Below are 12,601 nucleotides of genomic sequence, written 5' to 3'. Positions count from 1 at the left end.
CAAGGCGCACGGGGGTGCGCAGGCTTAAGGCTGCGTTAAGCCGCTCATAATCCGCCCCTTCGAGGGATGTGCCGTGCCCGCCCGCCGTCCGCGTGGCGTCGACGTGATGTCAGCGGAGCATCAACTGGGCGTCGATCAAGGCCAGTTCAGAGGAACTTCGCCTTGCCCGGGCCCTCCTCTACGAAGCTGCGCATGCCCCGCTCGCGGTCCTCGGTCGCGAACAGGCCCGCGAACCAGGTGCGTTCGATGGTCAGACCGGTGTCGATGTCGGTCTCCAGACCGGCGTCGACGGCCTCCTTGGCGGCGCGCAGCGCGATGGCCGGGCCCCGGGCGAGCCGCGCGGCCCAGGCGTGCGCCTGCTCGTACACCTCGGCGGCGGGTACGACGCGGTCGACGAGGCCCATGGTGAGCGCCTCGTCGGCCTTCACGTGGCGGCCGGTGAAGATGAGGTCCTTGGCCTTGGACGGGCCGACCAGACGGGCCAGGCGCTGGGTGCCGCCCGCGCCGGGGATGAGGCCGAGCAGGATCTCCGGCTGGCCGAGCTTGGCGTTGTCCGCGGCGATCCGGAAGTCGGCGCAGAGCGCCAGCTCGCAACCGCCGCCGAGCGCGTAGCCGGTGACGGCGGCGACGACGGGCTTGGGGATGCGGGCCACGGCGGTGAAGGACTCCTGCAGGGCCCCGGAGCGCGCGACCATCGCCGCGTGGTCCATGGCCTGCATCTCCTTGATGTCCGCGCCGGCCGCGAACACCTTCTCGCCGCCATAGATGACGACCGCGCGGACGTCGTCGCGGCGGGTCGCCTCTTCGGCGAGCTCCTTGAGGCGGTCCTGGGTGGCGACGTCCAGGGCGTTCATCGGGGGGCGGTCGAGTCGGATCGTGCCGACGCCTTCGGCGACTTCGAGGTGTGCAGTCATGACAGGCACGTTAGCGGGGGTTAACGCCGAAGGGCCCGGTGCACTTGGTCACAGTGCACCGGGCCCCGCGTGGAGCGGTGGCGGGTCAGGCCTTCCACTTCTCCCAGGACATGTTCCAGCCGTTCAGGCCGTTGTCGGGCTGGATCTTCTTGTCCGCCGAGTTCTTCACGACGACCACGTCGCCGATCATCGACCGCTCGAAGAACCAGCCGGCGGGCGTCTTCTTGCTGTAGCCGCCGCGCACGTCGCTCAGGCCGATGCAGCCGTGGCTGGCGTTGGTGTTGCCGAAGGCGCCGCCCGACCAGTAGTTGCCGTGCAGGAACGTGCCGGAGGTGGACAGCCGCATGGCGTGCGGGACGTCCTTGATGTCGTACTCGCCGCCGAAGCCGACGGTCTCGCCGTTCATCCGGGTCACCTGCAGCTTCTCGCTGATGACCATCTCGCCGTTGTACGTGGTGGTGCCGGGGGCGCCCGCGGTGATCGGGATCTTCTTGATCTGCTTGCCGTCGCGGACGACCTTCATCTGGTGCGTCTTGGCGTCGACGGTGGAGACCTGGCTGCGGCCGATCGTGAAGTTCAGGGTCTTGGCCTGCTTGCCGTAGACGCCGGGGCGGCCCTCGACGCCGTCGAGGTTGAGCTTGACGGTGACCTTGGTGCCGGGCTCCCAGTACTTCTCCGGGCGGAAGTCCAGGCGGTCGTTGCCGAACCAGTGGCCCTCGACCGGCACCGAAGGCTCGGTCTTGATCTCGATGGCCTTCTCGACGGCCTCCGGGTCGGTGATGCCCCGGGTGAAGTTGACCGAGAACGGCATGCCCACGCCGACCGTGGAGCCGTCCTCCGGGTTGAACTGGCCGATGAAGGTGTTCTTCGGGGTCAGCGTCGTGAAGGCGGTGTCCTTGGCGGATGCGCGGCCGTCGGCGTCCTTGGCGACCGCGTGGACCTTGTACTTCGTGGCGGCGGCGAGGTGGTGCGCGGGCTTCCACGCGGTGCCGCCGGCGGTGATCTTGCCGGGGACCGGATTGCCCTTGCTGTCCTTGACCTCGACCTCGGCGAGCTTGCCCTTCTCGGCGCCTATCTTCAGGGCGCCACTGGTGGCCACGGAGTCCGCGCCGTCCTTGGGGGCTATCGTCACGACGGCCGCGGAGGGGGCGTTCTTGCCCGCCTCGTCCTTGCCCCCGCCGTCGCCGCCCGAGTCCGAGCCGCCCCCGCATGCCGCGACGAACAGCAGCGTCGCCCCCGACGCCACCGCCGTCAGTCCCCTGGCGCCCCGTCGCCGCGCGCCCACCCGCGCGCCCACCGACGCCCCCGGTATCGGTCGCCCGTTCACGATTGTCGTCTCCCCTCGCCGGGCCCGATCCGGGCCCGCACCCCAGTGCACCTGCGCGTTTCGGACACGCGCAAGCGATAGATAATCACACGGTTCCCGGCGCTGACGCCCCGCCAATGTCACCGTTGCGTTCCAACTGCCCAGGGGGTGCGGGCGGATCATGATCACTCGGTGTCGGCCGGCCGGTCACCCGGACAACACCGCGCGGTCACCCGGGAGATCAGCTGTTCTTCACCCAGTCCTTCCACGCCATGTTCCAGCCGCCGAGGCCGTTGTCAGGAGCGACTTTCTTGTCATTGCTGTTGACCACCTCGACGACGTCACCGATCAGGCTCCGGTCGAAGAACCAACCCGCCGGCGTCTTGGAGCTGCCGCCCTTCACGTCGCGCAGGCCCACGCAGCCGTGGCTGACATTGGTGGTGCCGGGGGCGTCCGGCGACCAGTAGTTGCCGTGCAGGAAGGTGCCGGAGGTGGTCAGGCGCATCGCGTGCGGGACGTCGGGGATGTCGTACTCGCCGCCGAAGCCGACGGTACGGCTGTTCATCCGGGTCACCTCCAGCATCTCCGTGACGACCATCTTCCCGTTGTACGTGGTGGTCTTGGGGGCGCCCGCGGTGATCGGCACGGTGGAGATCAGCTCGCCGTCCCTGCGTACCTCCATGGTGTGCTCGGCGGCGTCCACCAGGGACACCTGGCTGCGGCCGACGGTGAACGAGAAGCTCTTGTCCTGCAGGCCGTAGATCCCGGGGGCGGCCTCGACGTCGCGCAGCTTCAGGCCGACGGTGACCTTGGTGCCGGGCTTCCAGTACTTCTCCGGGCGGAAGTCGACGCGGCTCTTGCCGAACCAGTGCGGGCGGATCTCGACGTCCGGGTGCGCGGTGACGCGGATGGCGCGCTGGACGGCGTCGCGGTTCTCGATCTCCCGGTTGAACTCCAGGGAGACGATCATGCCGGTGCCGACCGTCGCGCGGTTCTCCGGGGCGACGTACCCGATGAAGCGCTCGTCGGGGACGAGCGTGCGGAAGGTGGTGTGCCGGGCCGAGCGGCGGCCGTGGCCGTCCAGGGCGACGGCGTCGACCTTGTACGTGGAGGCGAGGGCGAGCGGCCCTTCGTCGACGGGGCGCCAGGTCAGGCCGTCCTCGTCGATGCGGCCCGGCACGTCGAACTCCTGCGCGTCCTGCGTCCGGACGACCTTCACCGACTCCAGGCGGCCGCCCGGGACCGTGACCTCGATGCGTTCCTGCGGCTTGATCCCCTTGCTGTCGTCACCGGGCGACACCCGGATCGCGTCCGCGGGCGAGCGCGGCTTCCCCATGAATCCGTCGGGCCCGTCGGCGGAGCAGCCGGACGCCCCGGCCAGCAGGCCCGCCCATGTCACCGCCGCGGCCAGCGCGGCCCCTGCGCGCCGTGCGCGCCTCGCAACCTGTCTCACGTGGGTCCCAACGACCGTCCCCCTGCCGGGGAAACGTGAGTGCGACGCGCGCGGTGGGCAGAACAGTGGTGAGGACGACGTAGGGGGGAGCCGCGGCCGGGACGCCGCACGCCCTTCTTCGCGCGTCGGCCACGGAGCCGCGGGAGGCGAGCAGGTGTCGAGCGCACCCGAGCAAGAGGCAGTGCAGCCCGAGCAAGAGGCAGCGCAGAAGGCACGGACGGCGGGGCGCGGCACGACCGGGCGGCCCGCCCCGACGGTGAACGGCAGGGGCCGGGCCGCGTCCCGCGCCGCGCCGGACCGCCCGGTGTGGCCGGGCGCGCCGACTCCGCTGGGTGCCCGCTTCCGGGTCGGTCCCGACGGCGTCGCGGGCACCAACTTCGCGCTGTGGGCGGGGGGCGCGGAGGCGGTCGAGCTGTGCCTGTTCGACACGGAGGGGTCCCGGGTCGTCGAGACGCGCTGCCCGCTCACCGAGCTGACCCACGAGATCTGGCACGGCTTCGTGCCGGGCGTGCGGCCGGGGCAGCGGTACGGCTACCGGGTGCACGGCCGCTGGGACCCCTGGACGGGCGCCCGCTGGAACCCGGCGAAGCTGCTCCTCGATCCGTACGCCCGCGCGGTGGACGGCGGTCCCGGCAACGACTACGGCCGGCTGCCCGCCGAGGTGTACGGGCACGTGCGGGACTGGCCCCAGCAGCATGTGGCGGACACCGTGCGCGACGAGCGAGACTCCGCGCCGTACGTGCCCAAGGGCGTGGTCGTGCACGACGACGCGCCGGACGACGAGTGGACGGACGACCGGCGGCCCAAGACGCCGTGGGCGGACTCGGTCATCTACGAGCTGCACGTGCGCGGCTTCACCAAGCTGCATCCGGGTGTTCCCGAGCAACTGCGCGGTACGTACGCGGGGTTGGCGCATCCGGCGGCGCTGGAGCACCTCGTACGGCTCGGTGTGACGGCGGTGGAGCTGCTTCCGGTGCACCAGTTCGCGCACGAGGACCATCTGCTGCGCCGGGGCCTGCGCAACTACTGGGGCTACAACTCGATCGGCTACTTCGCCCCGCACGCGGCGTACGCGGCGTCCGGCACCAGGGGCGAGCAGGTCGGCGAGTTCAAGCGGATGGTGCGGGCGCTGCACGAGGCGGGCATCGAGGTCATCCTCGACGTCGTCTACAACCACACGGCGGAGGCCGGTGAGCTCGGTCCGATGCTCTCCCTGAAGGGCATCGACAACCGCGGCTACTACCGCCTCCAGCCGGGCGACGCGCGGCGGTACGCGGACTACACGGGCTGCGGCAACACCTTGCAGGTCGTCCAGCCGCATGTGCTGCGCCTGATCACGGACTCGCTGCGGTACTGGGTCTCGGAGATGGGTGTGGACGGGTTCCGCTTCGACCTGGCGGCGGCGCTCGCGCGCTCCTTCCACGACGTCGACATGCTCTCGCCGTTCCTCGCGGTGATCGCGCAGGATCCGGTGCTGCGGCGCGTGAAGCTGATCGCCGAGCCGTGGGACGTGGGCTCGGGCGGCTACCAGGTGGGGGCGTTCCCACCGCTGTGGACGGAGTGGAACGACCGCTACCGGGGCGCGGTGCGGGACTTCTGGCGGGGCGCGCTGCCGGACGTACGGGATCTGGGGTACCGGCTCTCGGGGTCGAGCGACCTGTACGCGTGGGGCGGGCGCAGGCCGTACGCGTCGGTGAACTTCGTGACGGCGCACGACGGGTTCACCCTGCGCGACCTGGTCAGTTACGAGCGCAAGCACAACGAGGCCAACGGCGAGGGCAACCGGGACGGCTCCGACGACAACCGGGCCTGGAACTGCGGGACCGAGGGCGAGACCGACGACGAGGGCATCGTCGCGCTGCGTCGTCGGCAGCTGCGGAACCTGATGACGACGCTGCTGCTCTCGACCGGGGTGCCGATGCTGGTCGCGGGCGACGAGATGGGCCGCACGCAGCGGGGTTCCAACAACGCGTACTGCCAGGACAACGAGATCAGCTGGGTCGACTGGGGGCTCCGGGAGGAGCCGGGGTGGCGGGAGCTGTGCGCGCTGACGGCGCGGCTCATCGAGCTGAGGCACCGTCATCCGGTGCTGCGCAGGCGGGCGTTCTTCTCCGGGCGGGCCCACTCCGCGGACGGGCTGCGCGATCTGGCGTGGTTCACGGCGGGTGGTACGGAGATGACGGAGGCCGACTGGTACGCACCCACGGCAACGCTTGGCATGTATCTGTCGGGCCGGGACATACCCGGTCGTGACGCGCGGGGCGCGCCGGTCGTCGACGACAGCTTCCTCGCGGTACTGCACGCCGCGGAGCGCCCGTCGGCGTTCGTGCTGCCGGGGCCGCCGTGGGCCGACGCCTACGAGGTCGTCGTGGACACCTCGGCGGAGGAGCAGGCGCAGGCGCCGGGGGCGGTGCACCGGGCGGGTGAGGTGCTGGCGGTGGCGGGGAGGTCGGTGGTGCTGCTGCGGGTGCTTGACGGGGTGAGGTGATCTCCGCCCGCGCCCGCCGCCCGTACCGGTGGGCCCGCGATGATCACTTCTGGTCCGGACCAGAGTCTTGCCCCGGCCCGGGGGTGGCTCCAAGCTCACGTCATGGACCTGGAGTTGCGGCACCTGAGGACGATCCGGGCGATCGCCGACGCGGGCAGCCTGACGAAGGCGGCCACCGCGCTCGGGCTCGCCCAGCCCGCGCTGAGCACGCAGTTGAAGCGGATCGAGCGCGCGCTCGGCGGTGAGCTCTTCGAGCGCGGGCGGCACGGTGTACGGGCCACCGCGCTCGGCGAGTTCGTGCTGGCGCGGGCCCGGGTCGTGCTGCCCGCGGTGAGCGATCTGCGCGAGGAGGCGCAGCGGTTCGCGCAGGCCTGGCAGGTGGGTGCCGGGTTCCGGCTCGGCGGCATCCACGGGCCGTTGCTTGGCGCGCTGGTGGACCGGCTCGCCGCCGCGTATCCGGGCGCGTCGGTGACGACGCACACCTCCTGGTCGGAGCGGGAGATCGCGGCGCGTACGGCGGCGGGGCGGCTCGACTTCGCGCTGGTCGGCACGTGCGGGGCGAGCGCGCCGCCGGAGAGCGGACTCCTGGTGTGGCGGGAGGTGGCCCGCGATCCGGTCTTCGTGATGCTGCCCACCGGGCACCCGCTGGCGCGGCGCCCGGAGATCGACCTCGCGCTGCTCGCGGACGAGGCGTGGACGGACGTGCCGGGCGACGGCTGCTTCGCGGACTGCTTCTCCGCGGCGTGCGCGCGGGCGGGGTTCACTCCGGCGCGCGTGTACGAGACGGATGTCGCGTCGTGCGTGCATCTGGTGCAGGTGGGGCGGGCGGTGGGACTGTGCCGGGCGACGTTCCCGCCGACGCCGGGTCTGGTGACCCGCCCCCTGACGGGGGCGCCCCTGTACTGGCGTCACCTGCTCGGCTGGCACCCGTCGGCCCCGGCCCACGACACGGCGCCGGCGGTCTTCACCCAGGCACGGTCCGCCCACGCGGACGTGGCCTCCCGCAGCGAGAGCTACACGGCGTGGCTCGCGACGCTGCCGGGTGCGCGGGGGTGAGGGGCGGGCTTCGGCTCCGCCAGGGTGAGGCCCCCGGCCCCGCCGGGTTGGCGCAGCTCGTCGGCTTTGTCGGGGTGGCGCCGTCGGGGCGGCCCCCCTCCCCCCCCGGAGTGGTTTCCATAACGTCGGTGTCGGGGGTGAAGTGGTAGCTGATGGGCGGCAGTTGGGGGTTTTAGCGTGTGGGGCGATCCCGCTCGTCCCCGGTTTCTCGAGGAGACCTCGTATGCTCCCCATCCATCACCGGCGCGTCGCCGCCGCGTGTGCCGCGGTGGTCGCCGCCGGTGCGCTCGTCCTCGCCGGGCTTCCCGGGGCCGCGTCCGCCTCCGCCGCCGACCCCGGCTCCGGCTCCTCCCCCGCCGCCACCGCCGCCGTCGGTTCGACCTCTCCCCAGGTTCTGCTGGCCATGCGGCGCGATCTCGGGCTCACGGCGGCGCAGGCCCGGGATCGGCTCGTCAACGAGGCCGACGCCGGGGCCGTCGCGGGCGCCCTGCACAACGCGCTCGGGCGGGACTTCGCGGGCGCCTGGGTGCACGGTGCGACCTCCGCGCGGCTCACCGTGGCCACCACCGACGCCTCCGACGTCCCCGCGATCGAGGCACGGGGCGCCGAGGCGCGGGTCGTCGAGCACTCGGTCGCGCAACTGGAGGCGGTGCGGAGGGGGTTGGACCGGTATGCGTCGCACGACGTGCCCCTCCGGTACGTCGACGTGCGCGCCAACGCCGTCGTGGTGCGGGCCGTGCGGGCCTCCGCCGCGGACTCCCTCGTCCGCGCGGCGGGCGTGGACCCCTCCCTCGTACGCGTCGAGCGGATCAAGCTCAAGGAACGGCCGCGGCCGCTGTACGACCTGGTGGGCGGCGAGGCGTACTACATGGGCGGGGGCCGCTGCTCCATCGGCTTCCCGGTCACCAAGGGCGCCCAGCAGGGCTTCGCCACGGCGGGCCACTGCGGGCGCGCGGGCACCGCGACCAGCGGCTACAACCAGGTGGCCCAGGGCACGTTCCAGGCATCCGTCTTCCCCGGCATGGACATGGCCTGGGTCGCCACCAACTCCCAGTGGACGGCCACCCCGTACGTGAAGGGCCAGGGCGGCCAGCGGGTCGGCGTCGGGGGCTCCACGCAGTCCCCGGTGGGTGCGTCGGTCTGCCGGTCCGGCTCCACGACGGGGTGGCACTGCGGCACGATCCAGCAGCACAACACCAGTGTCACCTACCCCGAGGGCACCATCAGCGGCGTCACCAGGACCTCGGTCTGCGCGGAGCCCGGCGACTCGGGCGGCTCCTTCATCTCCGGGAGCCAGGCACAGGGCGTCACCTCGGGCGGCTCGGGCAACTGCTCCAGCGGCGGCACGACGTTCTACCAGCCGATCAATCCGCTGCTCCAGCAGTTCGGCCTGACGCTGAAGACCACGGGCGGCGGGGACCCCGGCCCCGGTGACCCCGAGCCGGGCGGCACGTGGGCGGCCGGCAAGGTCTACGCCCCGGGCGACACGGTGACCTATGGCGGGTCCACGTACCGGTGCCTCCAGGGGCACCAGGCGCAACCCGGGTGGGAGCCGCCCAACACGCCGGCCCTCTGGCAGCAGGCCTAGCCGCAGACCCAGGGGCCCGGGTCAGCCCAGGATCCCCCTGCTGTACGCCGTGGCCACCGCCGCCGCACGGTCCTTCACGCCCAACTTGCCGTAGATGTGGGTGAGATGCGTCTTGACCGTGGCCTCGCTGATGAAGAGCTCCGCCGCGATCGCGCGGTTCGACGTGCCCTTGGCGACGAGCGCGAGCACCTCCCTCTCGCGGGTGCTCAGCGGTTCGTTGCCGGGGGCGCGCACGCGTGAGACGAGCCGGGACGCGACGGCGGGCGAGAGGACCGTGCGACCCTCGGCGGCGGCGCGGACCGCGGTGAACAGCTCCTCGCGCGGGGCGTCCTTGAGCAGGTATCCCGTCGCGCCCGCCTCGATCGCGGGCAGCGTGTCGGAGTCCGTGTCGTACGTGGTGAGGACCAGGACGCGGGACCGGGCGCCGCGCCGGGTGAGCTCGGTGATCGCGTCGACGCCGTTGCCGCCGGGCATGCGCAGGTCCATCAGGACGACGTCCGGGTCGAGTTCGGCGGTCAGGGCCACCGCCTCCACGCCGTTCGACGCCTCGCCGAGCACCTCGAAGCCGGGGGCGGACAGGAACATGCCGCGCAGGCCGTCGCGGACGACGGGGTGGTCGTCGACGAGGAGGAGAGTGATCACGTCAGTGCTCATGGCGCACCAACGGTACGCGAGCGGAGACCGCCGTACCGCCGCCGGGCTCCGACTCCACGGTGAGTGCCCCGGCGACGCGCTCGGCGCGGGCCCGCATCCCGTCGAGGCCGAAGCCGCCGGTGCCGGTGCGCACCGCCGTGGCGAGCGGGTCGAAGCCGCGGCCGTCGTCGCGGACGTCCAGGCTGACCTCGTCGCCCATGAACGACAGGGTCACACCGAGGCGGCTCGCCCCGGCGTGCCGGGCGGCGTTGGACAGGGCCTCCTGGACGATGCGCAGGAGGGTCGCCTCGATCTCGTCGTGCAGGTCCTCCGCGGTGCCGGTGACGGTGAACTCGGCGCGGACGCCGGTGCGGTCCGCCCACTCGGCGACGGTCTTCTTCAGCGCCTCGGGCAGCCGGTCGTCCGCGAGCGGCGCGGGCGAGAGGTTGTGCACGGAACGGCGGGCCTCGCCCAGGCTGTGCCGGGCGAGGTCGGCGGCCCGGCCGAGGTGCTCGCGGGCCAGCGCCCGGTCCCCGGCGTCCTGGGCGCCCGCCACGACCTGGAGCTGGGCGATGATGCCGGTCAGGCCCTGCGCGATGGTGTCGTGGATCTCGGCGGCGAGCCTGCGCCGCTCGTCGGCGACGCCCGCCTCGCGGGCCTGCACGAGAAGCTGGGCGTGCAGGGCGGCGTTCTCGTCCATCGCCTGCTGCAGCGCGGTGTTGGTGCGCTCGAGTTCGGTGATGGTGACGGCCTGGACGCGGGCCCGCTCGTCCTCCTGGGCGGCGAGGTGGGCGAAGACGGAGAGCAGCGCGACGTTCACGGCGAGCAGTCCGCCGAAGACGCCCCAGCCGAGGCCGTTGCCCGGCGGAAGACCGCCGGACTGGGAGCCCGCCATGGTGACGGCGGTGGCGAAGAGGCCGGGCTTGACCAGGCGCGGCGGCAGCAGCCGTTCGGCGCCGAAGTAGCCGGCCACGGCGTAGAACGCGAAGAACGGGTTGAGCCAGGTCAGCCCGAAGGCGATGGCCCAGCGCAGCGCGTAGTAGAGGGTGCCCGCGGTCGAGGGTCCCGGCCGGGAGCGGCTCAGGACGCCCCAGCCCGCCTGGAGCGCGGCACCGGCGGCGACCAGGGCGCCTGCCACGTACCACTCGGTGCGGCCCATGCCGACGACACCGCTGGTGGCGGCCGACATGAGGACGCCGAAGCTCAGCAGGACGTAGGGGCCCCACCGGTGGAAGGCGCCCCAGCGCTGTTCGACGGTGATCATGGCGGCCGTCGTGTTCGTGCTCACCGGTCCAGTGTCGTCCACCCCGGCGGCCACGGGGCCCCTGGCGGACCCGATGCGCCCGGCGGCCCCGATGCCCCTGCCGGCCCCGGTGCCCCCGGCGGACCACACCGGACGGCTCACTCCCACCGGAACCAGCGGGCGGCCCCGGCCGACAGGGCCACGGTCCACAGCGCGAGGACGCCGAGGTGGACCCAGCCGGGCCAGTCGCCGGCCGCGGCTTCGTTGAGGGCCTGGGACGCGGCGCCGAGCGGGGTGACCTCCACGATGTGGCGCAGTACGTCGGGCATCGCCTGGACCGGCAGCCACACGCCCGCGCTGAACATCATCGGGAAGAAGACGGCGGAGCCGATGGCGGTCGCGGCCTTCGTGGTGCGCGCCAGCGCGGAGACCAGGGCGCCCAGGGCGAGCCCGCACGCGATGGCGAGGAGCAGCGCGATGGCGTAGCCGAAGGCCTGGCGCGGCAGGGCCACGTCGAAGGCGAGGCGTCCCACGGTCAGGGAGAGCAGCGCCGAGACGAGGGCGGCCGTGCCGTAGAGGCCCATCTGGGTGCCGAGCACGGCGGCGGGGCGCACCGGCGTGGTGGACATCCGGCGCAGGATGCCGCGCTCGCGGTAACCGGTGATGAGCGGCGGCATGGCCTGCAGCCCCGCCATGATCAGCGGCAGGATCACCGTCACCGGCACGTACGCGTCGATCGTCCTCAGACCGCCCAGCGAGTCGCTGGTCTCCCGGAAGGACGGGATGGAGCCGAGGACCGCCAGGAGGACGGTGGGGAACGCCATGATCCAGAAGATGGCCGCCGGTTCGCGGCGGAAGAGGCGCAGCTCGGCCGTGAGCACGGCGCGCGACGCCCGGCGACTGTCGTTCCGGTCGGTGTGCAGGACTGCGGCGGCGCTCATGCCGTTGCTCCCGTCAGGTCGAGGAAGGCGTCGTCCAACGTGGCGTCGGCGACCCGGAGTTGGTGGGCGGTGATGTGGTGCCGGGCGAGCAGCGTGATGGCGGCGTCGACGGTCTCGTCGGTGCCGTTCAGGGTGTAGCGGCCGTCGCGGTGCTCGACGGAGGTGACCGCGGGCAGCGCCGCGAGCACGCGTTCGTCCAGCGGCGCGGACGGGGTGAACGACATGACCGTGGAGCTCGCGGACCGGCTGATCAGGCCCGCCGGGGTGTCGAGGGCGGCGACCCGGCCCTTGTCGATGACGGCGACGCGGTCGCAGAGGCGCTGGGCCTCCTCCATGAAGTGGGTGACGAGCAGGACGGTGACGCCGCCGGCGCGCACGTCCTCGATGAGCTCCCAGGTGTCGCGGCGGGCGCGCGGGTCGAGGCCAGTGGTCAGCTCGTCGAGGACGACGACCTTCGGGTTGCCGATCAGCGCGAGCGCGATGAACAGGCGCTGCTTCTGGCCGCCGGAGAGCTTGCCGAAGCGGCTGTCCAACTTGTCGGTCAGCCGCAGCCGTTCGGCCAGCGGCCCCCAGTCGGCGGGGTTCGGGTAGAACGCGGCGTACAGCTCCAGGGCCTCGCGCACGGTGAGCTTCGGCTGCAGCTCGCTCTCCTGGAGCTGCGCGCCGAGGATGCGGGTGAGCCGCTCGTGGTCGGCGACCGGGTCGAGCCCGGCGACGCGGACGGATCCGGCGTCGGGGACGCGCAGCCCCTCGACGCACTCGACGGTGGTGGTCTTGCCGGCGCCGTTCGGGCCGAGGATGCCGAAGATCTCGCCTTCCTCGACGGCGAAGGAGACGCCGTCGACGACGGGCCGGCCGCCGTAGGCCTTCTGGAGTCCGTGCACTTCGATGAGGGGCATACGTCGAGAATCGCCGGTGGGCGGGGGTGCGCACATCGCCCGACCCGCTCGAAGGCGCATCAGCCGATCGGTTGATGGCG

General features: G+C 72.7%; 10 protein-coding genes. 3 read left to right on the top strand and 7 right to left on the bottom strand.

Annotated elements, in window-relative coordinates; all coding sequences use genetic code 11:
- Nucleotides 1-146: 146 nt before the first annotated feature.
- From ACZ6CV_RS25655 to ACZ6CV_RS25645, 3 genes are all read right to left on the bottom strand, one after another.
- Nucleotides 147-914, bottom strand: coding sequence for an enoyl-CoA hydratase/isomerase family protein (locus ACZ6CV_RS25655; RefSeq protein ID WP_469253056.1), 768 nt, complete (start codon nt 912-914; stop codon nt 147-149).
- 85 nt (nt 915-999) lie between these two features.
- Complete coding sequence (locus tag ACZ6CV_RS25650; protein WP_469253055.1) at nt 1,000-2,241, bottom strand: L,D-transpeptidase; 1,242 nt, start codon at nt 2,239-2,241, stop codon at nt 1,000-1,002.
- A 220-nt stretch (nt 2,242-2,461) separates the two neighbouring features.
- Nucleotides 2,462-3,673: a L,D-transpeptidase gene (locus ACZ6CV_RS25645; RefSeq protein WP_469253054.1), complete on the bottom strand. Its 1,212-nt coding sequence runs from the start codon at nt 3,671-3,673 to the stop codon at nt 2,462-2,464.
- Between the two features lie 154 nt (nt 3,674-3,827).
- Here ACZ6CV_RS25645 and glgX point away from each other — a divergent pair, with 154 nt between their 5' ends.
- The 3 genes from glgX to ACZ6CV_RS25630 all read left to right on the top strand — a co-directional run bounded on the left by glgX (nt 3,828) and on the right by ACZ6CV_RS25630 (nt 8,805).
- Complete coding sequence (glgX, locus tag ACZ6CV_RS25640) at nt 3,828-6,161, top strand: glycogen debranching protein GlgX (protein ID WP_469253053.1); 2,334 nt, start codon at nt 3,828-3,830, stop codon at nt 6,159-6,161.
- A 102-nt stretch (nt 6,162-6,263) separates the two neighbouring features.
- Nucleotides 6,264-7,217: a LysR family transcriptional regulator gene (locus ACZ6CV_RS25635; RefSeq protein WP_469253052.1), complete on the top strand. Its 954-nt coding sequence runs from the start codon at nt 6,264-6,266 to the stop codon at nt 7,215-7,217.
- Between the two features lie 223 nt (nt 7,218-7,440).
- Complete coding sequence (locus tag ACZ6CV_RS25630) at nt 7,441-8,805, top strand: carbohydrate-binding protein (RefSeq protein ID WP_469253051.1); 1,365 nt, start codon at nt 7,441-7,443, stop codon at nt 8,803-8,805.
- 21 nt (nt 8,806-8,826) lie between these two features.
- On the opposite strand, the gene ACZ6CV_RS25625 is transcribed toward ACZ6CV_RS25630, so the two are convergent.
- From ACZ6CV_RS25625 to ACZ6CV_RS25610, 4 genes are all read right to left on the bottom strand, one after another.
- A complete protein-coding gene (locus ACZ6CV_RS25625) occupies nt 8,827-9,459 on the bottom strand; it encodes a response regulator transcription factor (RefSeq protein WP_355816304.1) in 633 nt (210 codons plus the stop codon).
- A complete protein-coding gene (locus ACZ6CV_RS25620; RefSeq protein WP_469253231.1) occupies nt 9,449-10,702 on the bottom strand; it encodes a sensor histidine kinase in 1,254 nt (417 codons plus the stop codon). Before ACZ6CV_RS25620 ends, ACZ6CV_RS25625 begins: the two co-directional genes overlap by 11 nt.
- Before the next feature lie 137 nt (nt 10,703-10,839).
- Nucleotides 10,840-11,622 carry an ABC transporter permease gene (locus ACZ6CV_RS25615; RefSeq protein ID WP_469253050.1) on the bottom strand — a complete coding sequence of 261 codons (783 nt, stop codon included), beginning with the start codon at nt 11,620-11,622 and terminating at the stop codon, nt 10,840-10,842.
- Nucleotides 11,619-12,521, bottom strand: a complete 903-nt coding sequence (locus tag ACZ6CV_RS25610) for an ABC transporter ATP-binding protein (protein WP_469253049.1) — start codon at nt 12,519-12,521, stop codon at nt 11,619-11,621. The genes ACZ6CV_RS25615 and ACZ6CV_RS25610 overlap by 4 nt, the downstream gene beginning before the upstream one ends.
- Nucleotides 12,522-12,601 lie beyond the last annotated feature (80 nt).

Source organism: Streptomyces sp. NPDC041713, from assembly GCF_055591085.1.
This window is presented reverse-complemented; position numbering and strand designations above follow the sequence as displayed.